This window comes from Pontibacter sp. LHS1, from assembly GCF_058932855.1.
Genome location: NZ_JBZYWF010000001.1, coordinates 73,230 through 94,853, shown reverse-complemented (window position 1 = coordinate 94,853; position 21,624 = coordinate 73,230). Strand labels below are relative to the sequence as shown.

The following is a 21,624-nucleotide window of genomic DNA, read 5'->3' as shown; positions in this document are numbered from 1 at the left end:
CGCTATGAACGCAAATGCACTAAACAGTTCGCTGGTGGCCATCATCAGCAAGAAAGAAGAACTGAATGCGCTTGATTATAATGACGAGCGCTACGACGATATTGAAGAAGAACTGCACGACCTGGAAGACGATTTTAACGAAGAGTACGGCGACTACCTGGAGGATGTACTGGAGGATGTGCACGGCAAGCTGCGCTCCGACGCTGACATCCTGCTGCCAACCGCCTACCTGCCTAGCTCGCTCAATGGCGACCATGTAACACCGGATGGTGAGCGTGAAGGCGTATGGGTAGAGTCAGACGAATTTCCGGGTATAGAGATGCGCCTGGTACTGACGGCTAATCCTGCCCGCTTCGTGGTACTGATCGGTGATCAGGAGCGTGAGCTCTGGAAGGCGGAATAATAATTAAACCTACTGTGTAGGACACAAAATATAAACTATTATCTAAAACGCACTTGCTCTTCAATGGAAGGGTAGGTGCGTTTTTTTTTCATTGCATTTAATTTTTTAATAGAAAATCTGTCCGCTACTCATTCCAGGAAATAAGGTGCCACAAAATGCATACCTGGATACAGCCTCTTCTTTACCGTCCTGAAGCCACTCTAGCGCACGTTCTACCGTTTCAAAACTCTGGTGAGCAACCCTATGCTCAAACACCTGGTTTAAGTAGGACATCTGAAGCTCAAGCTCAAAATCAAGCACTACATCAATAGAAGAGACTGTGGCAAATCTTCTGAGGCTCGATTTTTTAACAGCAGCAACATAGGCGCTTTTGAACCAAGCTCTGTCAGCCATTGACAGTGCCTCTCTGTTACTCGAGTCACAGAGCCAGTGTAATACCTGATGCTCCGTAATGATGTTTAAAAGTATCTTCACACCACTATGAAATTCATTACTTGACACGGGTCGGAGCCATGCTGAGTATAGGACTCTGTTTATTGAGTCATGCTGATATGATAGATAGTTCATAAGGTTCTTTATAAAGGATTATTTAGAGGTAAAATCCATATTTGTAAAGTACAGCACGTGTAAATATAGAATATTTGGAGATATAGGTAAAGCTTTGATTGAAAAAAAATGACACAGAAATTGTATAATTAGAATTCACTCGACCTGCCTTGTCGATTTTCAACAATCTAAATGAAGATAGACATTTATGAAGAAATTGGTCTTCTTGCTATTGTCGAAGATCAAACCTTATGGGAGTATAAATACTTAATAAAGGGTGCTGAAAAGATGAAGGTATTTCTTTAGAAGTTCTCCTGTTAAAGCTATTAAATACGCATCCGCATATAAGGGCATGAGTGGAATGGTAAAAGTGCTGACGGGTTGGGTGATGCTGAAAAGCAGAATGATGTATGCCGGTCTGAAAAAGTACAATGAGCAGGTATAAAATCTGAGCTGTTTTAGATTCATACTTAAAACCGCTTTACACTTGAATTACAAGAGTGTAAAGCGGTTTTTTGTGCTTTATATCTGCCTGCTGCCTAATGTGATAAAGGGGCTGTTTTCTGGAAGCAACAAATAGCTATATTATTAGTATTCAGTAGTATTAGACGATAGTTTAGATTTCGTTTCTGATGATTCTTTGTCAGATTTGCTACAGAATGCCCCGAAATGCTTCATTAATTTTCAAGACCGGCATTTGTCTGATGTTGTATCGATATGGCTCTAAAGTATAATGCCGCGTATGAAAAAGTGCTTAGTTATATTCTTTATGTATCTTCTCTGCTACGGCGCCATTGCACAGCAGCAGGTTACAATTACGGCAGCTGAAAAAGAAAAGGTTGTAGAGCGGGTTACTGAACTGTTAGCGCAAAACTATATCTTCCCGGACAAGGCAAAAGGGATGGGTAAGTACATCCAATCTCAACACATACAGAAGGCATACGATCAAATCAATAACTACGAACAATTCGCAAAAACGCTATCCAACGACCTCCAAAAAGCACATCGCGACGGACACTTAAATCTGAAATATAACCCGGGACTTGTCGTAATGCTGAAAAGCTGGAAATCTGCCTCAGAGCCTGGACCGGAGGTAATGCAGGAGCACCTGCGGATGGCGGAGCGCAATAATTTTGGCTTTACAAAGGTGGAGCGCCTGCCTGGCAACATTGGCTACATCAACTTCACCCAGTTTTTCCCGGTCAGTGAGCAAGCTCGCCAGACAGTAGCAGCAGCAATGGCATTTATCGCTAACACGGATGCGGTTATATTCGATTTGCGCTACAACGGAGGCGGGCATCCTGAAATGGTGCAACTGGTGATAAGCTACTTTTTTGATGAGAAGCCGATTCACTACAACAGCATCTACGATCGCCCGCGCAATACCACTAAAGCGTATCATACCCTGGCAGAGGTGGATGGAAAGCGAATGCCAAAAACTGATCTGTACGTACTCACCAGCAGCAGCACCTTTTCTGCGGCCGAAGAACTGACCTACAACCTGCAGTCACTTAAAAGGGCGACGATAGTGGGCGAGACAACGGCCGGTGGCGCACACCCTGTACAGCCCTTCATCGTGAACGATCAGCTTGTACTGGATATACCTGTTGCCCGATCAGTCAATGCCATTACCCAAACCAATTGGGAAGGAACCGGTGTGGTGCCCGATATTAAAACCGAGGCTGACAAGGCACTGCTACAGGCGCAGGAGTTGGCGCTAAACAAACTGCTTTTGGCCAGTACTGACGCACAAGACAGAGCTTTGCTGGAATGGGAACTGCAGCATGTAAAAAGTGAACTGCAGCCTGTGCAGTTAGATAAGAATGTGATGTCGAAGTATGCCGGCAGGTATGGAGAAAGACTTGTCAGTCTGCAGGGAAACGAGCTTTATTACCAGCAAAAAGGCAAAGCACAGCGAAGACTGATTCCGATCACTGATACCATTTTCCGCATCGACGGGCTTCCTCACCTGCGCATTGAAATGGTAAAAGATGCGTCAGGCAATGTGAGAAAGCTGCTGGAATTACATGCAAGCAGCTCCTTTAGTGAGTTTGCACGCTCCAATTGATTCCGTTATCGCAGGTATACCGCAGATGATTATCCTACTCCGGCAGTATTTCACATGCGGAAATTTTTCTCGTCTGAACTTTTAGCTATCTTCCATCTGCCATCATGTTATACCTGATAAGCCCTCACATATGCAACCAATCCTGAACGCAACTGAACTGTCTTCTGTACTGCGAGACAATACCAACCTGGTTCTGATCGACGCCCGCTCCGGGTCCAATGGCCGCGCCAAATATGAACAGGAGCATCTGGCCGGAGCCCTGCATGTAGACCTGGACAAAGACCTAGCTGATGTAAAGGCTGATGCTGCACAAGGTGGCCGTCACCCCTTGCCGGAACCTGATCGATTTGCCGGGCTGCTGGGCCGCCTAGGTATAGCGACTCACAGCCAGGTGGTGGTATATGATGACATGAGCGGAGCGAATGCTGCCTCCCGCTTCTGGTGGATGCTACGGGCTACGGGGCATGATCAGGTGCAGGTATTGGATGGTGGCTACCAGGCGGCTGTAGCGGCCGGTATACCTGTCAGCAGCGCAGTGGAACGGGCTAAGCCTGTTGATCCATATCCGTTCAAAGCATGGGAACTGCCGACCATCTCCATGGAGGAAGTCGCAAAGGCTGTAAAAGATCCGGAGTACGTGGTCATTGACGTGCGTGACGCAGCACGCTACCGTGGTGAGACCGAACCGATCGATCTGGTGGCCGGGCATATTCCGGGTGCTGTCAACATTTCTTTTCAAAGTAATCTGGCCCAGGACGGGACCTACTTGTCGCCTGAGGCTTTGAGAGACAAGTATAGCCAGGCAATAGGCGAGCGGGATCCGGAGCATGTGGTGGTGCACTGCGGCTCCGGCGTGACGGCCTGCCATACAGCGCTGGCCATGGACTATGCGGGATTGGGTATACCAACGCTTTATGTAGGTTCCTGGAGCGAATGGTCACGCAACGACCGCCCGATCGGAACAGGGGCCTGATTAGAGATATAGTTATAAACAAGAAGCGGCTGCTGAAATCCATTCAGCAGCCGCTTCTTGTTTGGCAGGTATAGCGCTCTTAGTAGCCAAGCTTCTGGCGCACACGCTCCAGTACCGGTGTGGCGATGGCTTTCGCTTTTTCAGCGCCTTCCAGCAGTTTCTTGTCTATTTCCGCCAGGTTGTTCATGTAGTAATTGAACAGCTCACGCTCCTTGGCAAACTTACGCAGGATCAGCTCATACAACGCCTGTTTGGCATGGCCATAGCCGTATCCGCCATTCAGGTAATTGTTGCGCATCTGCAGGATCTCTTCCGGTGAGGCCAGCAGACTGTAAAGTTTAAAGGTCGTGTCTTCGTCCGGATCTTTCGGGTCCTCCAGCGCAGTACTGTCCGTCACAATGCTCATGATCGTTTTGCGCAGCGGCTTGTCGGCCTCAAATATGTCGATGATGTTGCCATAGGACTTGCTCATCTTCTCGCCGTTGATGCCCGGTACAGTCATTACCGTTTCATCCGTCTTTGCCTCAGGCAGTACAAATGTCTCACCATAGATGTGGTTGAATGAACTGGCAATGTCGCGGGTGATCTCCAGGTGCTGGATCTGGTCTTTGCCCACCGGTACAATGTTGGCGTCATATAGCAGGATGTCGGCCGCCATCAGCACCGGGTAGGTGAACAGACCGGCATTCACGTCAGAAAGTCCTCTGCGGCTTGACTTGTCCTTGAACGAGTGCGCATTGGCCAGCATCGGGAAAGGAGCGAAGCAGTTGAGGTACCAGTTCAGTTCGGTCACCATCGGTACGTCTGACTGACGGTATAGAATATGTTTATCGGTATCAAAGCCACAGGCCAGCCAGGCGGCGGCTACCGAGTAGGTATTGTGGCGCAGCACTTGCGCATCGCGGATAGTAGTAAGGGAATGCAGGTTGGCTATAAAGTAAAGCGCCTGTTCCTGGGATGCCTTCGAAAGTTCGATGGCTGGGAGGATAGCACCCAGCAGGTTGCCCAAGTGTGGACGGCCTGTGCTCTGAATGCCCGTAAGGTATCGTGCCATAGTCGGGAAAATGGTTTACAGCTGCAAAATAACGCAAATTGCTGAAAACACGCCTAGCCCGACTATGACAATTCTATACCTGGTGCTTTAAAGTTTCTTGAGAGAGTAATTTCTGGAGTTGCTGATCTCGTCCTGTGTATTGCTCAGCAACTTCACCTCTGTGTCGCTTACCTGCAGAAAATACATGGGGTCGATGTCGCCGGCGGTAGGTATAAGCTGCAGCACCACCGCGTCAGGATTTTGCTTGTTACCTTTGGCCAGGAACCACTTGCCACTGCTGCTGACCACGCTTTTGTCGGCGGGTTTGCCTATGTATACCTGCTTCATCGTGAAGGATCCCTTGGAGTCGCCGCTTAGGGTGAGCTCTGTTTTGATGCCCTGGCAGTCCTTGCAGGCGATCGTGCCCATAAAGGTGCCGCTCGGAGGAGCAAGGGCAGGAGCTGCTGTTGGTGCTTCTTCTGCTGGCTTAGCGGTGCCGGCTTTTGCTGAAGAGGACTTGCCTTTTGCCGGAGCCTTTTTAGCAGTTGCTTTTTTACCTCCGCCACGGTTTTCCTCCAGCCACTCCTGGTAGCTTTTGCCAGACTGCGCCTGTACTTGCTGCAGGGCAAGGGTAAGTGTGAATAGGATGATAAGTGCGAGTATTGTTCTCATGCCGTGTAGGGTTTGTCGTTCAGGGTGAACCATATCAGAAAATATACCAGTTTTTCAGAAGTACACTTTTGGATAGGTTATTTCTGTTTTAACTGTTGCCAAATGTGAATTATTGTGTGCTGGAGCAAAGAAGAAGCCATGACAGTTAACCAGTTGCCATGGGTCAGGATGTGAGATACGAAAGCAGGGCAGCGGAGTTGGGTGCGAGGGAACAGTTAAGGTATAAATTGCATCATTTTGGGGGCAATGTGCTACCTATTCCCCTAAAAAAGCAAATGACCAGGCGCTTCACTTAAGAGCAGACACCCAGTCATTCAAAAAAATCAAATCAAATCTTATAGTTTAAAGTTAATTACATCATAGGCTTCCTCGGGTTAAGTAAAAAAAACAATCTTGTATAGTTTAAGCTGATACCAGCTTTTTAGTTTTCTGCGATTGGTAGACCCTGTTCAGGTTGCTCACCGCGATGGCCAATAATATCAAGGCCACACCCAGCCACTGCACCGTCCATACCTCTTCCTGCAGCACGAGGTAGGACATGGCCACCGCCACCGGAAGCTCCGCCGAACTCAGGATGGCACTCAGGCCTAGGCCAGTGCGCGGTATGCCGTAGGCGAAGAACAGTGGCGGAATGACGGTGCCGAACACGGCTAGCAGTAAGCCCCACTTCAGTAGTCCATCACCCAAAGCCCCGTTCACCAGGAACACTGGAGGGAAGATGCTCAGCACAAGTATAGTCGCGCCAGTCAACAAGAGGGCACTTTTGGCGGTAGGGTGCAGGTCGTTACCAGCCGCACCGTTTATCATCAGAAATACCGAATAGCAGGCTGCCGCCAGCAATCCGTAACCGATACCGGCCAGATCAAAATCAGGTATAGCGCCTGAGAACAGCCTGCCTGCCATGGCCGTACCGATCAGCACCAGCAGCACCATGACTACTTGTGATAGTTGTGGCATTTTACGCTTGATCACCGCCTCCAGCACCAGGCTCATCCAGGTGAACTGCATCAGCAGCAGGATGGCGATGGATGCTGGCACCGCCTGCACGCATTTGTAATAGAAAATGCTTACCAGGCCGGTACTGGTACCCATGGCCACGAGTTTGAGTTTATCAAGGGCCGAAACGCCAAAACTGCGACGCCCCATCAGCTGGCGCACCAGTACGATGCTCCAGAGTATGATAAAGCCAAAGAGGACCTGTGTGCCGGTGACGTCACCCAAGGTATAGCCTTCTTTGTAGGCCAGTTTTACGAATGTGGATAGTATGCCGAAGCTGCACGCTCCGAGAAATACCAAAAGGATGCCTCTGAACATAGATGTCCCTTTTGAAATAAGCAGTAAAAAATAAGGTATAGGGGTGGGCCGTCAGACCCAAATGGCGGAAGCGGGGACTGTTAGAGGTCGTGCAGGACGTACCCCGTAATGAAGATTTGTGTATGTGCTAAGTGTGCAGCCATTTTGTTTTGCAAGGCCGCAAAGATAAAGCTGTAATTCTTTTAAAAGCAAATTTATTTGTAACACAGGCTATTCCTTGCTCTCCTCAGCAGCAACCTCTATCATGGTTTCGGCGGTGCGGCGGCCCAGGTAACCATCTATCAGATAGTGTGCTACATACAACAAAGGCGTGAGGGCAACGGCTATGAAAAATTTATAGATATAATTGATCGCCGCCACTGACATGACCAGCGAAAGGGGCCAGTTTCCGAAAAGATAGAAGGCCACAAAAAGCACCACCACACTGTCGATCAGCTGCGACACCAGCGTGGAGCCTGTTGCCCGGAGCCAGATTTTGCTGCTGCCTGTGAAGCTGCGCAGCCAGTGAAACACTGTTGCGTCCAGAAACTGTGAAACCAGAAAGGCCACGACCGAGCCGATGATAATACCCAGCCCTTGCCGGTAAATGGAATTGAAAGCGAAATCAATGTTGAAGGGATTGCCCGCTGCATCCTGATTATTCAGCTCCAGCCAAAACGCGGCAGGAGGTAGCCCTGTGACGATGGTAATCACCAAGAAAGCGTACAAAATCAGGACTACGGTCAGGATGCTGACCTTTTTTACGCCTTCTTTGCCAAAGTACTCGTTGATGATATCGGTGGTTACGAACACCACAGGCCAGATGATAACGCCAGCCGTAAGGTTGAAGTCAAACTTCTCGCCCATGATACCAATCTGTGCTCCCTGCAAACCAAAGAGTGCTTCCGCGGAAAAGATCTTCACACCGATCAGCTCAGCCAAAAGGGCATTGGCCAGGAAGATGCCACTCAGGACAAGGAAGAGGTTGGTGCGTTTTTTCTCAAGGGAAGGGGCTGCCGCCATAGGTCGGATTTTCTTATCACAGCAAGTTTACAAGTTATGGATCGCTAAATCAAATATCCCTGCCCTTAGCTTTACTTCTGACAATTCTCCAACTAAAACATTGCGCTGTGCCTTTACCAGATATTTCCTGTCATTCAATAAATATAATATACAGATTACTAATATTTATAAAAATAGTTTTATTTAATGTTGGTAAAAAGCTAAATTTGTGTTTGCTGATTTCCTAATTCAATTTATTCCTATTGCTATGAAAAAGTTATTTACAGGAGCTGTGCTGCTGCTGTTGTGCTTTGGGTCGGGAGAGGCCTTTGCACAGGGCGGGATGCTCAACAAGCTAAAACAAAAAGCCAACAACATCGCCGAAAAAGCGCTGGACAAAACGATCGAGGACAAAACAGGTATAGGCGGTGGATCTCCTAATGCAAGTACAGCCGCTGGTAACTCCAGCACAAGCCGGGCCAGAAACAAAGGGGGTGAAGGCCTGATTTCGACACCGCCTGATGTAAACGCATTCCTGGGTGATGCTGACAAAGCTTTTAAAGCCGGTACGTACGGCGAAGCCCGTTATGCGGTGCAGCAGGCCATGCTGGGAGTAGAACTTCAAATCGGGCAGAAGATACTGAAGTCCTTGCCGGAGTCGATCAGCGGTTTGAACAAGGACGAAAGTGTCGAGCAGGTAGCCAGCAGTGGCTGGGGATGGGCCGGTCTGACCATCATGCGCCAGTATACCGACAATAACGAGAAGGAACTGCGGGTGATGGTGGCCAATAATTCGGTGATGCTATCGGCTGTAAACATGTACCTGGCAAACGGTGGCTATACCCAAACGTCAGGAGAGCAGCAGAACTGGAAGCAGACCAAAGTAAAGGGGCATCGCGCTGTGATCGAGTATGATGATGCCAGTGGGTACAAACTGACGGTGCCCATGGGACAATCGTCGCTGCTGGTGTATGAGGGCGTCAACTTCAAAAACGAGCCGGAGATGATGGCAGCGGCTAACACCGTGGACATTGATGGGATCAAGAAAATGCTGGGTGAAAAGTAAGAAGCCTTTAAGATGAAAAACAACATGAAAACGATAGCCACTCTATTCCTGCTCGCGCTCATACCTGTCGCAGCGTATAGCCAGGACTTCAGCAAAAGCTTGGCGGAGGCCAAAAACTCTTATACCTCAGGTGATCTGAGTAATTCACGTTTTGCCATGGAGCAAATGCTACGCAGCCTTGATGCCGAAATAGGAAAAGAGATACTCAAGATGCTGCCTGCCAAAATGGAGGATCGCAGCCCTAACCTGAAAGAAGATGACGTGACCGGAGGTGGCGCAGGTATAGGCATGGGCTTGTATGTGCACCGCAGCTACGGACCAGCAACCAATCAGGTCACAGTGGATATTATTAACAATTCACCACTGATCAACTCGTTGCAGGCTGTATTGGCTTTGCCATTAATAGGCAATTCCGGCGACGGAAGTCAGAAGGTGGTGAAGGTGCATGGCTACAAAGCGGTGCTGAACAAAATAGAGGGTATGGAAGGGGCTCCAGCTGGCTATGAATTGCAGATTCCCTTGCAGAACACGCTGCTGACCTTAAAAGCCGACAATGCAAAAGAGGATAATATCCTGAAAATGGCGAACAGTCTGCCACTTGATAAAATAGCGCAAATGGCGCACTAGCCAGGTATAGTTATACCTTATTCACGCACACAAAAAATGCTGCCTTCCACTGCCAGATCGGTTTTGGGGAATACTTCCTGCGCCTCTGAGAGCAGGGGCGTCAGATCTTTGTAGCGCACCGAGAAGTGACCTAACAGCAAGTGGCGCACCTGTGCGGCGGCGGCCATTTCAGCAGCCTGTCGTGCAGTGCTATGGAAGGTATAGTGCGCCCGCTCGCGCAGCTCGTCTGCAAAGGTGGCTTCGTGATAAAGCAAGTCTACACCTTTCAGGTAGGGTAGCAGGTCGGGCTTATACCTGCTGTCGGCGCAGTAGGCATAACTGCGGCTGCGTTTCGGCTCCAGCGTCACCACCGAGTTGCGCACCAGCACATTCCCCTGTTCGTCGCGTATGTCCTCGCCCCACTTCAGGCGCACCAGCTGTGGCGGAGTCAGGAAGCCGGGCAGGTTCTCTTTGATCAGCGGACGTGGCTTTGGCTTTTCGCGGAACAGGAAACCGCAGCATGGAATGCGGTGCTCCATCGGGATGGTATGCACCGTGATCTTCTTGTCTTCGTAAATTTTGCGGTAGCTGGTCGTGTCAAGCTCATGAAAAATAAGCTTGTAGCACAGGTTGGTGCCAGAGTATTTGAGCTGAAGACTGAGGATTTCAGAAAGGCCGGGAGGACCGAAGAGGTGCAGCGGCTGTAGGCGACCCTGCAAATGCATGGTGGAGAGGAGGCCTGCCAGACCAAAGTAATGGTCGCCGTGCAGGTGGCTGATGTAGATATTAGAAATGCGCTGATGCTTTATCTTGTAAAGCATCAGCTGCATTTGGGTTCCTTCTCCGCAATCAATCAGATGAAGCTGATTGTCTATGGTCAGCAATTGGGCGGTATGGTGCCGGTTTGCCGAGGGTGTGGCCGACGAACTACCGAGTATCCTGAGTTCGAAATCCACAAAGTAGTTTTAACTAGTCTTCCTTGTTGGTCAGGTCCTGCTCGATCTCGTGCAGAAACACGCGGTCGATTGCCTCTTCCACTGTAGGAAGGATGTTAAGCACAGACTCTAGTTTAGAGATCGTGATCAACTTCATCACGTGGTCCTGCAGGCTGGTCAAAATAAGCAAACCGTTAGACGAGTTGCAAAGTCTGTTAGCGATCAGGATAGAGCTCAGGCCTGAAGAGTCAGTATATTTTACGTTGTTGAGGTCAAGAATCAGGTTGGTGATCCCTTCAGCATTCAATTTCACGAACTCAGATTTTAAATCCGGAGCGATTGAAGTATCCAGTTTCTTCTCATCTATCGTGATAATCGTGTAGTTTTCTTTCTTATCAATCGTGTACTTCATAGATCTACCAGTAAAGGATTTAAACGCGAATGTACCAAAATCCACGTTAATAATTCTAATTTTTCTCGTTAAAAATGTTTTCTACTATGTGATTCTCAATGCGTGAGAGCACATTATCGTAACTTTCCTTATGAAAAGGCTGGCCCGTAAAAACCTCGTAAAGTTCGATGTATCGGTCCGAAATACTGTTCACTACTTCATCTGTCATTTCAGGTATAGCCTGATCTTCTTTCCCCTGAAAACCATTCTCAATCAGCCACTGACGCACAAACTCCTTTGAAAGTTGTTTCTGCGACTCGCCGTTTTGCTGTCGTGCTTCATACCCTTCCAGGTAAAAGTAGCGCGAAGAGTCCGGCGTATGGATTTCGTCAATCAGGTATACCTCGCCGTTGTAGCTGCCGAACTCATACTTGGTATCCACCAGTATCAGTCCGCGCTTTGCGGCCAGTTCCGAGCCTCTCGCGAAGAGTGCCCGGGTATAAGCTTCTAATTTAATATATTCTTGCTCAGATACAATGCCTTTTGCCAGAATTTCTTCACGCGAAATATCCTCGTCGTGTCCTTCGTCAGCCTTGGTCGTCGGGGTGATGATCGGCTCCGGCAATTTGTCGTTCTCACGAAGCCCTTCCGGAAGCGCTACACCGCATACGCTGCGTTTGCCAGCCTTGTACTCGCGCCAGGCATGCCCAGCCAAATAACCCCTGATCACCATCTCCACTTTGTAGGGTTCGCAACGGTACCCGATCGTCACGTTCGGGTCTGGTGTCGAAAGCACCCAATTGGGAACAAGGTCTGAAGTAGATTTAAGGTTTATGCTCGCTATTTGGTTCAATACCTGTCCTTTATAAGGTATAGCCCGCGGCAACACCACGTCAAAAGCCGAGATCCGGTCAGTGGCTACGACTGCCAGCCGGTCCTCGAAATAATAAACATCGCGCACCTTGCCTCTATAAAAACCGGTTTGCCCGGCGAAGGAGAAGTTAGTTTCTTTTATGGCCTCCATTAGGTCTGTTGGGTTAGAGAAAGGCAAAGTTAAAATTTTTTTGTCGGTGCGAGTTAATAGGTATAAGTATAAATGTAAAACGCCTTCTCCGAAAGGATGATTATCTGAGTTCAGACACTGCTATATACTCTTAAGTATAGTGATAGTTTTATATTATGAAATCTATTGTTTGTACATTATCTAGAATGTTGTGCTGGAGGTAATATTTTTTCTGTATCCTTCTCCCGGTAATGAATGATGTTGTGCACCATTCCTTTAAAAATGATAAAATGAAATGGCAGCATGGCATACCAATAAAGCCTGCCGGCCAGGCCATCGGGCCGGAAAGCAGCCAGTTGCTCGAGGTAGTTGCCTTCAGCCTCCCGGCAGATCCTGAATTGCAGCCAGGCTTCGCCAGGTAACTTCATTTCAGCGTAAAGCAGCAGGCGCTCTGTTTTATGGTCAACGGCCAGCACGCGCCAAAAATCAATAGAATCGCCGGCACGCACATCTGAAGGGTGTCGACGGCCGCGCTGCAGGCCAACCCCGCCTACTAGCTTGTCGAGCAGACCGCGTATCCCCCACAGGAAGTCGGTCTTATACCAGCCACGCTCACCGCCAATGCGCAGAATGTTATCCATCACCTCCTCGGGTGCTCTGTCGAAGCGCATGCGCTGCCGATCGGTAAGTACACCGTGTTCTGGTATTTGTACAAAATCCATGAAGTTGAGCTTTATGTTGCCGCTCACCAGTGCATCCTTCCAGCTCGACACTACCAGGTTTTGCTCCATCTTGGTAAAAGCCAGATTAAGAGCGCTCTCGTAGCGCAGGCACTTGTGCGGAATCAGCTGCTGTATACTGCTGTCTTTCACCACCGCATCGTTGCGCAGACTCTCCACCAGACTGCGTGCCAGTGCGTAGTTGGTACTCGTGACAAAATACAACCAGTAGGAGGAAAGCTTTGGCGTGAGCACTGGCAAGGTATAGATGCGCCGTTTCAGGTTTCGGACCCTGGCCAGTTGCAGCAGCATTTGCTTGTAAGTGAGCACCTCGGGCCCGCCGATCTCAAAGCGTTTGCCGTAGCAGTCCCCGCGACCCAATACGGCAGTCAGGTAAAACATGACATCACGTATGGCAATGGGTTGGCAGCGTGACTTGAGCCACCGGGGTGTCACCATCACCGGCAGCTTCTCCACCAGGTCGCGGATGATCTCGAAAGAAGCGCTGCCCGACCCGATGATAATGGCCGCCCGCAGTACGGTGAGCGATGCTTTGCCCTGCGCCAGCACATCCTCTACCTGTCGGCGGGAAGTTAGGTGTTTGGATAAATGTGTGTCGTTGGCAATGCCGCTGAGGTAGATTACTTGCTGGGCACTGGTCGTGTTGAGGTAGCTGACAAAATTCGCAGCCGATGCTTCTTCGGCCGCCTCGAAGTCCGCAGAGCCGGAACCCATGGAGTGCACCAGGTAGTAGGCAGCCTCGATATCGCGCGGTAGGTTGCGTAAACTATCCGGCTTGAGCAGGTCTCCTTTGACCACCTGCACCTTGTCCTGCAGACTGTCTGCTATCTCAAAGCGCCTCGGATCCCGGACAAGGCAAACTACCTCGTGCTGTGCCTCTACCAACGCGGGCAGGAGTCGCTTGCCAATATAGCCGTTTGCGCCGGTCAGGAGTATTTTCATCAGGTCTGTCAGATAGTCTCTAGCAGCACAACAGGTATAGCTTCGTATTGTTATGCGCAGGCAATTATACTTATTCAAAGACAGTAAATCAACAGGTATAGGTAGTGGTTATAATAAAGTATATAAGTCACTGATAAGCAGTTCTATAAAATTGCCTTATTCGGTGAAATAAAAATAATTTGAAATAAAAATTTGGATTATTTGAAATGCTGCTCTAAGTTTGCATCATCAAGTCTGATATCCCTTTGTGGGTATCGATTTATAAAGAAGCGTGGAGAGACAGGCTCTGTGAAGCGCTAGCAACCAGCCTCAGGCAAGGTGCTAATTCCTGATTCCGGAAGTTCGGAAGCATATAAATTGATAACGTTATGGAAAAGGGAACCAAGCCAACGCAATTATTTCATTCTTTTTCGGCAGTTAGTCTGCCACAGAACTCTCATGCCTTTGCACATGCTTCTGTCATGTGTAGCCCCATGTGCATGTGTTGTCGCTGCTGTTGCTAGCGCGACCAATCTCCCATTGTATTGCTGCAACTACGTCGAGCCACAGGTATAGCCTGTGAGCAGACTCCTGTAGCCAACTCTTTCTTCTTGTCTTAGAACAAGCTAATCTATTCTATATTTTTCAAAATCTAAAACAGCACGACTATGTCTAATTCACTTCATTTCGAGACACTTCAGTTACACGCAGGCCAGGAAATCGATCCAACCACCCGTTCCCGCGCCGTGCCTATTTACCAGACTTCCTCTTATGTTTTCAAAGATGCTGAGCACGGTGCCAACCTGTTTGCGCTGAAGGAGTTTGGCAATATCTATACCCGCATCATGAACCCAACCACCGATGTCTTTGAGAAGCGCATCGCCGCTTTGGAAGGTGGTGTGGCGGCCGTGGCGGTAGCCTCCGGGCAGGCGGCGCAGTTCATCGCGCTCAACAATATCCTGCAGGCAGGCGACAATTTCGTGTCCTCCAGCTACCTCTACGGCGGCACTTACAACCAGTTCAAAGTCTCTTTTAAAAGGCTAGGTATAGAAGTACGCTTCGCCGACAGCGACGAGCCGGAAAGCTATGCCCAGCTGATCGACGAAAACACGAAAGCGATCTATGTGGAGACGATCGGCAACCCGCGCTTCAACATACCTGACTTTGATGCGATTGCTGCAGTAGCTAAGGCACATGATATTCCGCTGGTGGTGGACAATACCTTCGGGGCAGGCGGTTACCTGATCAGGCCAATCGAGCATGGTGCCAATGTGGTAGTGGAGTCGGCCACCAAATGGATCGGCGGCCACGGTACCAGCATTGGCGGTGTGATTGTGGATGGTGGTAATTTTAACTGGGGCAATGGCAAGTTTCCGCAGTTTTCAGAGCCATCCGAGGGCTACCACGGACTCAACTTCTGGGAGGTTTTCGGCACCGACGGACCTTTTGGCAACATCGCCTTCTCCATCAGAGCACGGGTAGAAGGCCTGCGTGACTTCGGCCCGGCACTGAGTCCCTTCAACTCTTTCCTGCTGCTGCAGGGCTTGGAGACACTCTCGCTGCGGGTGGACCGCACAGTGCAGAATGCGCAGGCACTGGCCGAGTGGCTGGAGCAGCACGAGCAGGTAGAAAGCGTGAACTACCCGGGACTTCCGTCCAGCAAGTACTTCGGCTTGGCAAAGAAATACCTGAAGCGAGGATTTGGTGGTGTGCTCTCTTTTAACCTGAAAGGTGACAAGAAACAGGCAGAGATCTTTGTGAACAGTCTGCAACTGGTGAGTCACCTGGCCAATGTGGGCGACGCCAAATCCCTGATCATACACCCGGCCTCCACCACCCACCAGCAGCTTTCGGAGCAGGAGCAGTTGAGCGCGGGTGTGACACCAACGCTACTGCGCCTCTCTGCAGGTATAGAGCACATCGATGATATAATCGCTGATCTGGAACAGGCCTTTGCCAAAGTAGGTCAGCAGGAAAAACAAGCTGTTTTGAATGAAGCATAATGCCTGAGCAATTAGTATTTCACTTTCAGAAACAATTCCAGCTGGAGTCGGGGGCCTTGCTCCCCGGCTTCCAACTGGCCTATACAACCTATGGACAACTCAATCAAGACCGAAGCAATGTACTCTGGGTATGCCACGCCCTCACCGGCAGCTCGGACTTCACCGACTGGTGGGGCGAATTATTTGGCGAGGGAAAACTATACGATCCGGCGGACTGGTTTGTGGTTTGTGCGAACACCCTGGGTGGCTGCTATGGATCCACGGGACCACTTGCAGTTAATCCGGAAACGCTGCAGCCCTACTACCACAGCTTCCCGCAACTGACAAACCGGGATATTGTGCGGGCTTTTGACCTATTGCGGCAGGACTTAGGTATAGCGCAGGTGCATACGCTGCTGGGTGGCTCGCTGGGCGGACAGCAGGCGCTGGAGTGGGCTATAGAGCAACCTCATGTTTTCCAGAACCTGATCCAGGTGGCTTCCAATGCGCGGCACTCTGCCTGGGGCATCGCCTTTAACGAGAGCCAGCGCATGGCCATCCGGCAGGACCCAACCTGGCAGACCAGCACAAGCGAGGCAGGTATAGCAGGTCTTAAAACGGCCCGTGCTATCGCCATGCTTTCTTACCGGCACTATACCTGCTACGAAGCGAGTCAGCAGGAGCCGGGTAACAGCATCACCGACGATTTCCGGGCAGCCTCCTATCAGGTATACCAGGGCGAGAAACTGGCACAGCGATTCAATGCCTATACCTACTGGCTGCTTTCCAAGGCCATGGATTCACATAACATTGGTCGGGACAGGGGAGGTGTTGAAAAGGCGCTGGAGCGGCTTCGGGCTAAGACCCTCTTTGTCGGGGTAGACACTGATCTGCTCTTTCCGGTAGAGGAGCAACAACAGCTGCACCGGCTGGTGCCGGGCTCACATTTCGCGCTGCTCCACTCCGGCTATGGGCACGACGGCTTTTTGGTAGAAACGGCACAGCTCACGCAGGCCATCCGGGAATTTTATGAAACAGAAAGAGTAAAGCACATACACTATGAAAATACAGAAGTTTAAAAAACGCATCGGGCTGATCGGCTTTGGTTGCGTAGGGCAGGGCTTATATGATGTGGTGGAAGCCAACCGGCATCTGGGCTGGGAGATCGGGAGCATCTGCGTGAAAGACAAAGAAAAGCCTCGCACGCTGCCAGCCTCCGCCTTTACTTATAATGTGCAGGAGGTGCTGCAGGATCCGAGCCTAGACGTAATCGCCGAACTGATCAGTGATCCGGAGGAGGCACTCGGTATACTCCGGCAAGCACTGCAGCAGGGCAGAACGGTGGTGTCGGCCAACAAAAAAGTAATTTCCGAAAACCTGCCAGAGCTGATCAGCCTTCAGCAGCGGCATGGGGGCGTGCTGCTGTACGAAGCCTCTGTGTGTGGCAGTATACCTGTATTGCGTACACTCGAAGCCTACTATGGGTCTGAGTCGCTGGTGGAAGTAAGGGGTATACTGAATGGCTCCTCCAACTATATATTAAGTAAACTGCACGCTGAGCGGGGGAACTACCAATCAGCTTTGGAGCAGGCGCAGGCCTTAGGTTTTGCTGAGGCGGATCCTTCCCTGGACGTAGAGGGAGTAGATGCCCTGCATAAACTCTGCATTCTGGCAGCGCATGCCTTTGGTTTGTTGGTGCATCCGGAGGAGGTGCTGCATTTTGGTATACAGCACATAAACACTGAAGCCATAGAGCTGGCTGACGCCTTAGGTTGCCGCATCAAGCTGGTCGGTACTTTAAAAGCTACTGCTACAGGGCAGGTTGCGCTTCAGGTGCTGCCTACGCTTATACCTGCAACTGACGGCCTATATGGTGTGGAAGCAGAATTCAATGGTCTTGAAATAGAGGCTCAATTCGCGGGCAAGCAGTTTCTGAAAGGGCGTGGGGCTGGAAGTCACCCGACTGGTTCCGCTGTGTGGGCTGATATCACTTCGGCAGTACGGGGATACCGCTATACCTATCCGAAGCTTTGCACCAGCCAGACGACGACTGCCTCCGGAAGCGAGCAGATGACGGTTCTGCTTCAGGGGCAGGTGAGGCCCATTGCAGAGCTCACAGAATTACTTCAGCAGACCCTGCACTATCAGTCTCCGGATAAAAACCAAGTTATACTTTCGGTGACGCCGCAGCAGCTTGAGCTACACCAGGCCTCCCTCAAGCAGCAAGGTGTATTTGTAGCGGTTATCCCGGCAAGTGTCGCACTTGATAAAATACCAGAGCTACTCCTTCGATCTGAGGCGATTCCCGCATAATGTGTGCAGGTATGGCTTCAGATCGGAGGGGTGTATCTGCGCTGAAAGTGAAAATTATTCCAGGATGAGATTATAAGAAAAATTCAATTAAATAATTTTAATAATAGCAATTTGGAATTGCACATTAATTGTATAAGTGTATTGTGATAAATCGAGATAAAGCCTTTATAATAGCTTTTTAAAATATTTATGCAAATAACGCTGTCATTTTCATCTGTTTCTGGTTTTACTATCGTACAATGAATATTTATGGACGATACATAATACCCGACAGCAATGAAAACCTATATACCCTGGATAAGCACTCTACTTCTGATAATTATATTTTCATCCTGTAGAAACGACAATGTTTCACCTATTCGGAACGTTCGATTTGATCCCGGTTTGCTAAATCCGCTACAAGCTGGCGGTGGTATGCCCTGTATCGCACATACCTATTATTATAATGATGCAGAAAAGCCGCTGGGTACAGTCTACAGCGGTATGATACTGCTGTCATTTAGCCATGAGCTGAGCCACGAACAGGCTATAGCTGCAGCAGAGCAGCATGCTTTTATCGAAGAACTGGGACAGCCGATCCGTACAAACTCGGCCCGCCTATACCCTGCCAAATTAGTGGCAGGACTCAGTTGCCAGCAGGTAGAGGGAGCGATCTCCGAAGTCTCAAAGGATCCGGCAGTAGCCTACGCGGCTCCTTATTTTGAGTCCGCCGGAGGAAAGTTATTGGGTGTATCGAATGAATTTATTGTAAGCGTGGAAAGTGGCCGACAGCCAGCAGAGCAGGTAATCAAACGCCTGGCTGCAGTGACCCGCACGGAATTAGTAACTGAGCTGAATGCTGATACTTTTGTATTGCGAGCCGATAAAAATTCACGGGGCAATGCGCTAGAGATGGCTAATTTCTTTCATAAGCAGCCACTCATAAAACATGCTGAACCAGACTTCGTGGTCTCGGTCAACATGTAAATTTTTTGATTGTGATGGTTTTGGGTTAAGAGTGAGAAAGCCCCGGTTCCTTTACTGAAACCGGGGCTTTCGTTTTAATCAGAGGCGTTGCAAAAACTAGCCCAGGTATACGGCAGCTGCTTTGTCGCGCAGGTTGTAAGCCGAAGCCATCACCTCGCCATAGGCGCCCGCTGTGCGGATCGCAATTAAGTCACCACGATTGGTTTCCGGCAGCACCACGGCCTTACCAAAGCAATCAGACGATTCGCAGATCGGGCCTACGACGTCATACTTGTCCTCAGTGCCTTTGCTACTCAGATTCTCAATCTTGTGGTACGACTGGTAAAGTGCCGGACGTATAAGCTCGGTCATACCGGCATCCAGAATGGCGAAATTAGTTGAGACACCCTTTTTGATGTAAAGTACCTTGGAGATAAGCGTACCGCTCTGAGCGACCAGTGCGCGTCCCAGTTCAAAATGCACCTGCTGGTTTGGGCGCACTTCCAGAAACTGATTGAATAGCGAGAAGTAAGCCTCAAAGTCAGGTATAGGCTGCTCGTCCGGACTATAGTAATCCACCCCAAGACCACCGCCCACATTGACGTGCTCCAGCTGCACCTGCTGCGACTCGAACCAGTCCTGGAATTCGTTTACACGGGTGCATAGGTTTTTGAAAGCCGACAGATCGGTGATCTGAGAGCCGATGTGGAAGTGCAGACCGATCAGCGACAGGTTAGACAGTGATTTTAATAGCGTCAGTACGTCAGGTAGCTCCCAGGCGTTGATGCCGAACTTGTTTTCTTCCAGACCTGTGGTGATATACTTGTGTGTGTTGGCGTTCACATTCGGGTTGATGCGCAGTGCAACACGGGCCGTTTTGCCTTTGGCTTCCGCCAACTCATTCAGCACGATCAGCTCATGGCTCGACTCGCAGTTGAAGCAGAAAATGTTCTGGTCCAGTGCATAGTTGATCTCTGCATCGGACTTGCCCACGCCTGCGAACACCACGTGGTCCGCCGGAAAGCCATTTTCAATAGCACATTTCACCTCGTTGCCGCTCACGCAGTCGGCTCCAAAGCCTACTGCACGCATCTCGTTCAGGATCGGGCTGTTAGTGTTAGCCTTCATCGCATAGTGCACCTGAAAGTTATATTTAGCCGCCTCCTGGCTGGCCTGCTGCAGGGTTTGGCGCAACAGGTTGAGGTCGTATACATAAAAAGGAGTGGCGTGCTGTTGCAACTCCTGCACAGATAAATTAAGCATTGCTGTTGTTCCTTTCAAAGATGCCCTCATTCAGCAGGATGAGAGATCTTTCTTTATCGGTTGTGTTGATGAGTAAGCTAATGTTGTTTTTGCTTCCGCCATACGAGATCATGCGCAGCGGAATATCACGAAGCGCTTCGAAAATCTTGAGGCCGGAGCCGCTGCGATCGGCAATAAAATCGCCAACGATGCAAATGATGGTCTGGTCCTGGTCAACCTCTACCTGTCCGTACTCCTGAAGCTCACGCGTGATCTCAGCCAGGAATTTCGGGTTGTCGATGGTCAGGGAAACAGCCACCTCGGAAGTCGTGATCATGTCGATCGGTGTTTTATACCGCTCGAACACCTCGAACACGCTACGCAGGAAACCATAGGCTAAAAGCATGCGGCCCGACTTGATTTTGATTGCCGTGATACCGTCTTTTGCCGCTACCGCCTTGATGCCGCCCTTTCCGGTCTGGGCCGAAATGGTGGTGCCGTGTGCCTGAGGCTGCATGGTGTTGAGAAGTCGTACCGGTATGTTCTTCTGTTTAGCCGGCAGTACGCTGGACGGGTGCAGGATCTTAGCTCCGAAATAGGCAAGCTCTGCCGCCTCGTCAAAAGACAGCTCTGCGATCGGGAACGTGTTTTTCACGACACGTGGATCGTTGTTGTGCATACCATCAATGTCAGTCCAGATCTGTATCTCGGAAGCATCGGCTGCCGCACCGATCAGGGAAGCAGAGTAGTCTGAACCGCCACGCTTCAGGTTATCTACCTCACCAAAAGCGTTGCGGCAAATATAGCCCTGTGTGATGAACAGGTTCGTGTCCGGATGCTTCTCCAGCTCCAGTTTCAGATTCTTGCTGATATAGGCATTGTCTGGCTCCTCATTCTCGTCGATCTTCATGAAGTTAAGAGCCGGGAGCAGTACGGAAGGTATACCCTGCTCCTCGAGGAAGAACTGGAACAAAGCTGTTGACAGCAATTCACCCTGCGCCAACACGGCACGCTCTTCGTAAATGGTGAAGAGGTCGAGCGTGAAAGAGCGGATATGATCAAAGTGAGTGGCGATCAGTTCAAGCGCCTGTTTTTTCTTTTCATTAGTGGTGTAGAGCTCTTCTACTACCTGTTTATATTTATCGTGCAGCGCATCTATGAGCGCATTTGCTTCCTGGTTAGCATTCTGGTAGAGCTTCTCAGCAATCTGTACCAGCTGGTTGGTAGTACCCGACATCGCCGAGAGCACCACAATCTTAGGCGTCCCATCATGGATGAGATCCGCCACCGCTTTCATTCTTTCAGCCGACCCCACAGAGGTGCCGCCGAACTTTAAAACTTTCATCTAATTAGTTCCAAATAAAGGGTATAGTCAGAAGATGGTCAGGTATAGCCTTTTGCAAGGTATAGGATGAGCAAAGTCTGGCTGCAAATTTAGTAAAAAGCAAAGATTTTCAGTAGGGTTATACCTGATGTAAGTAAAAAAGAAA

At 49.7% G+C, this 21,624-nt stretch carries 20 protein-coding genes and 1 riboswitch; of the genes, 9 read left to right on the top strand and 11 right to left on the bottom strand.

Going from position 1 to position 21,624, the window contains the following annotated elements; translation table 11 throughout:
- Positions 1 to 4 precede the first annotated feature (4 nt).
- The gene (locus AC5FXQ_RS00390) at positions 5 to 403 is read left to right on the top strand and encodes a hypothetical protein (protein WP_007657881.1); all 399 of its coding nucleotides are present in this window, start codon (positions 5 to 7) and stop codon (positions 401 to 403) included.
- A gap of 105 nt (positions 404 to 508) precedes the next feature.
- On the opposite strand, the gene AC5FXQ_RS00385 is transcribed toward AC5FXQ_RS00390, so the two are convergent.
- Entirely contained in the window at positions 509 to 796 is a 288-nt protein-coding gene (locus AC5FXQ_RS00385; protein ID WP_493600532.1) for a hypothetical protein, read from the bottom strand.
- Positions 797 to 1,691: 895 nt separating this feature from the next.
- Between AC5FXQ_RS00385 and AC5FXQ_RS00380 the strand changes: the two genes are divergently transcribed.
- Both AC5FXQ_RS00380 and AC5FXQ_RS00375 read left to right on the top strand, forming a co-directional pair.
- The gene (locus AC5FXQ_RS00380; protein ID WP_493600531.1) at positions 1,692 to 3,017 is read left to right on the top strand and encodes a S41 family peptidase; all 1,326 of its coding nucleotides are present in this window, start codon (positions 1,692 to 1,694) and stop codon (positions 3,015 to 3,017) included.
- Positions 3,018 to 3,147: 130 nt separating this feature from the next.
- Entirely contained in the window at positions 3,148 to 3,990 is an 843-nt protein-coding gene (locus AC5FXQ_RS00375; RefSeq protein WP_493600530.1) for a sulfurtransferase, read from the top strand.
- Positions 3,991 to 4,069: 79 nt separating this feature from the next.
- On the opposite strand, the gene trpS is transcribed toward AC5FXQ_RS00375, so the two are convergent.
- The 4 genes from trpS to AC5FXQ_RS00355 form a co-directional block, all read right to left on the bottom strand.
- Complete coding sequence (trpS, locus tag AC5FXQ_RS00370) at positions 4,070 to 5,044, bottom strand: tryptophan--tRNA ligase (RefSeq protein WP_493600529.1); 975 nt, start codon at positions 5,042 to 5,044, stop codon at positions 4,070 to 4,072.
- 87 nt (positions 5,045 to 5,131) lie between these two features.
- Positions 5,132 to 5,695, bottom strand: a complete 564-nt coding sequence (locus AC5FXQ_RS00365; RefSeq protein WP_493600528.1) for a copper resistance protein NlpE N-terminal domain-containing protein — start codon at positions 5,693 to 5,695, stop codon at positions 5,132 to 5,134.
- A gap of 402 nt (positions 5,696 to 6,097) precedes the next feature.
- On the bottom strand, positions 6,098 to 7,009 hold the full coding sequence (locus tag AC5FXQ_RS00360) for an EamA family transporter (RefSeq protein ID WP_493600527.1): 912 nt from the start codon (positions 7,007 to 7,009) through the stop codon (positions 6,098 to 6,100).
- A gap of 210 nt (positions 7,010 to 7,219) precedes the next feature.
- A complete protein-coding gene (locus AC5FXQ_RS00355) occupies positions 7,220 to 8,011 on the bottom strand; it encodes a queuosine precursor transporter (RefSeq protein WP_493600526.1) in 792 nt (263 codons plus the stop codon).
- 247 nt (positions 8,012 to 8,258) lie between these two features.
- Between AC5FXQ_RS00355 and AC5FXQ_RS00350 the strand changes: the two genes are divergently transcribed.
- Positions 8,259 to 9,056, top strand: coding sequence for a hypothetical protein (locus AC5FXQ_RS00350; protein ID WP_493600525.1), 798 nt, complete (start codon positions 8,259 to 8,261; stop codon positions 9,054 to 9,056).
- 24 nt (positions 9,057 to 9,080) lie between these two features.
- Entirely contained in the window at positions 9,081 to 9,683 is a 603-nt protein-coding gene (locus AC5FXQ_RS00345; RefSeq protein ID WP_493600524.1) for a hypothetical protein, read from the top strand.
- Between the two features lie 17 nt (positions 9,684 to 9,700).
- Here the strand turns inward: AC5FXQ_RS00345 and AC5FXQ_RS00340 are convergent, their stop codons facing one another.
- From AC5FXQ_RS00340 to AC5FXQ_RS00325, 4 genes are all read right to left on the bottom strand, one after another.
- On the bottom strand, positions 9,701 to 10,618 hold the full coding sequence (locus AC5FXQ_RS00340) for a ribonuclease Z (protein WP_493600523.1): 918 nt from the start codon (positions 10,616 to 10,618) through the stop codon (positions 9,701 to 9,703).
- 13 nt (positions 10,619 to 10,631) lie between these two features.
- Positions 10,632 to 11,009, bottom strand: a complete 378-nt coding sequence (locus tag AC5FXQ_RS00335; protein WP_007657896.1) for an STAS domain-containing protein — start codon at positions 11,007 to 11,009, stop codon at positions 10,632 to 10,634.
- A gap of 55 nt (positions 11,010 to 11,064) precedes the next feature.
- Positions 11,065 to 12,012: a phosphoribosylaminoimidazolesuccinocarboxamide synthase gene (locus tag AC5FXQ_RS00330; RefSeq protein WP_493600522.1), complete on the bottom strand. Its 948-nt coding sequence runs from the start codon at positions 12,010 to 12,012 to the stop codon at positions 11,065 to 11,067.
- 176 nt (positions 12,013 to 12,188) lie between these two features.
- A complete protein-coding gene (locus AC5FXQ_RS00325; protein WP_493600521.1) occupies positions 12,189 to 13,673 on the bottom strand; it encodes an SDR family oxidoreductase in 1,485 nt (494 codons plus the stop codon).
- A 256-nt stretch (positions 13,674 to 13,929) separates the two neighbouring features.
- A riboswitch (SAM riboswitch) is annotated at positions 13,930 to 14,032 on the top strand.
- 288 nt (positions 14,033 to 14,320) lie between these two features.
- Between AC5FXQ_RS00325 and AC5FXQ_RS00320 the strand changes: the two genes are divergently transcribed.
- From AC5FXQ_RS00320 to AC5FXQ_RS00305, 4 genes are all read left to right on the top strand, one after another.
- Entirely contained in the window at positions 14,321 to 15,655 is a 1,335-nt protein-coding gene (locus tag AC5FXQ_RS00320; RefSeq protein WP_493600520.1) for an O-acetylhomoserine aminocarboxypropyltransferase/cysteine synthase family protein, read from the top strand.
- Positions 15,655 to 16,713, top strand: coding sequence for a homoserine O-acetyltransferase MetX (metX, locus tag AC5FXQ_RS00315; RefSeq protein WP_493600519.1), 1,059 nt, complete (start codon positions 15,655 to 15,657; stop codon positions 16,711 to 16,713). The genes AC5FXQ_RS00320 and metX overlap by 1 nt, the downstream gene beginning before the upstream one ends.
- Positions 16,694 to 17,947, top strand: a complete 1,254-nt coding sequence (locus AC5FXQ_RS00310; RefSeq protein WP_493600518.1) for a homoserine dehydrogenase — start codon at positions 16,694 to 16,696, stop codon at positions 17,945 to 17,947. The genes metX and AC5FXQ_RS00310 overlap by 20 nt, the downstream gene beginning before the upstream one ends.
- A gap of 414 nt (positions 17,948 to 18,361) precedes the next feature.
- Complete coding sequence (locus tag AC5FXQ_RS00305) at positions 18,362 to 18,913, top strand: hypothetical protein (protein WP_493600517.1); 552 nt, start codon at positions 18,362 to 18,364, stop codon at positions 18,911 to 18,913.
- A gap of 96 nt (positions 18,914 to 19,009) precedes the next feature.
- Here AC5FXQ_RS00305 and lysA read toward each other — a convergent pair whose 3' ends face one another.
- Both lysA and AC5FXQ_RS00295 read right to left on the bottom strand, forming a co-directional pair.
- Complete coding sequence (gene lysA / locus AC5FXQ_RS00300; RefSeq protein ID WP_493600516.1) at positions 19,010 to 20,155, bottom strand: diaminopimelate decarboxylase; 1,146 nt, start codon at positions 20,153 to 20,155, stop codon at positions 19,010 to 19,012.
- Entirely contained in the window at positions 20,148 to 21,479 is a 1,332-nt protein-coding gene (locus AC5FXQ_RS00295; RefSeq protein ID WP_493600515.1) for an aspartate kinase, read from the bottom strand. The genes lysA and AC5FXQ_RS00295 overlap by 8 nt, the downstream gene beginning before the upstream one ends.
- Between the last annotated feature and the right edge of the window lie 145 nt (positions 21,480 to 21,624).

Coding starts and splice junctions, on each gene's coding strand:
- AC5FXQ_RS00360 (WP_493600527.1), bottom strand. CDS start 7,009: ATGTTCAGAGGCATCCTTTTGGTATTTCTCGGAGCGTGCAGCTTCGGC.
- lysA (WP_493600516.1), bottom strand. CDS start 20,155: ATGCTTAATTTATCTGTGCAGGAGTTGCAACAGCACGCCACTCCTTTT.
- AC5FXQ_RS00380 (WP_493600531.1), top strand. CDS start 1,692: ATGAAAAAGTGCTTAGTTATATTCTTTATGTATCTTCTCTGCTACGGC.
- AC5FXQ_RS00385 (WP_493600532.1), bottom strand. CDS start 796: ATGGCTGACAGAGCTTGGTTCAAAAGCGCCTATGTTGCTGCTGTTAAA.
- AC5FXQ_RS00330 (WP_493600522.1), bottom strand. CDS start 12,012: ATGGAGGCCATAAAAGAAACTAACTTCTCCTTCGCCGGGCAAACCGGT.
- AC5FXQ_RS00325 (WP_493600521.1), bottom strand. CDS start 13,673: ATGAAAATACTCCTGACCGGCGCAAACGGCTATATTGGCAAGCGACTC.
- AC5FXQ_RS00295 (WP_493600515.1), bottom strand. CDS start 21,479: ATGAAAGTTTTAAAGTTCGGCGGCACCTCTGTGGGGTCGGCTGAAAGA.
- AC5FXQ_RS00355 (WP_493600526.1), bottom strand. CDS start 8,011: ATGGCGGCAGCCCCTTCCCTTGAGAAAAAACGCACCAACCTCTTCCTT.
- AC5FXQ_RS00345 (WP_493600524.1), top strand. CDS start 9,081: ATGAAAACGATAGCCACTCTATTCCTGCTCGCGCTCATACCTGTCGCA.
- AC5FXQ_RS00305 (WP_493600517.1), top strand. CDS start 18,362: ATGCCCTGTATCGCACATACCTATTATTATAATGATGCAGAAAAGCCG.
- AC5FXQ_RS00320 (WP_493600520.1), top strand. CDS start 14,321: ATGTCTAATTCACTTCATTTCGAGACACTTCAGTTACACGCAGGCCAG.
- AC5FXQ_RS00375 (WP_493600530.1), top strand. CDS start 3,148: ATGCAACCAATCCTGAACGCAACTGAACTGTCTTCTGTACTGCGAGAC.
- AC5FXQ_RS00310 (WP_493600518.1), top strand. CDS start 16,694: ATGAAAATACAGAAGTTTAAAAAACGCATCGGGCTGATCGGCTTTGGT.
- AC5FXQ_RS00335 (WP_007657896.1), bottom strand. CDS start 11,009: ATGAAGTACACGATTGATAAGAAAGAAAACTACACGATTATCACGATA.
- AC5FXQ_RS00365 (WP_493600528.1), bottom strand. CDS start 5,695: ATGAGAACAATACTCGCACTTATCATCCTATTCACACTTACCCTTGCC.
- trpS (WP_493600529.1), bottom strand. CDS start 5,044: ATGGCACGATACCTTACGGGCATTCAGAGCACAGGCCGTCCACACTTG.
- metX (WP_493600519.1), top strand. CDS start 15,655: ATGCCTGAGCAATTAGTATTTCACTTTCAGAAACAATTCCAGCTGGAG.
- AC5FXQ_RS00390 (WP_007657881.1), top strand. CDS start 5: ATGAACGCAAATGCACTAAACAGTTCGCTGGTGGCCATCATCAGCAAG.
- AC5FXQ_RS00350 (WP_493600525.1), top strand. CDS start 8,259: ATGAAAAAGTTATTTACAGGAGCTGTGCTGCTGCTGTTGTGCTTTGGG.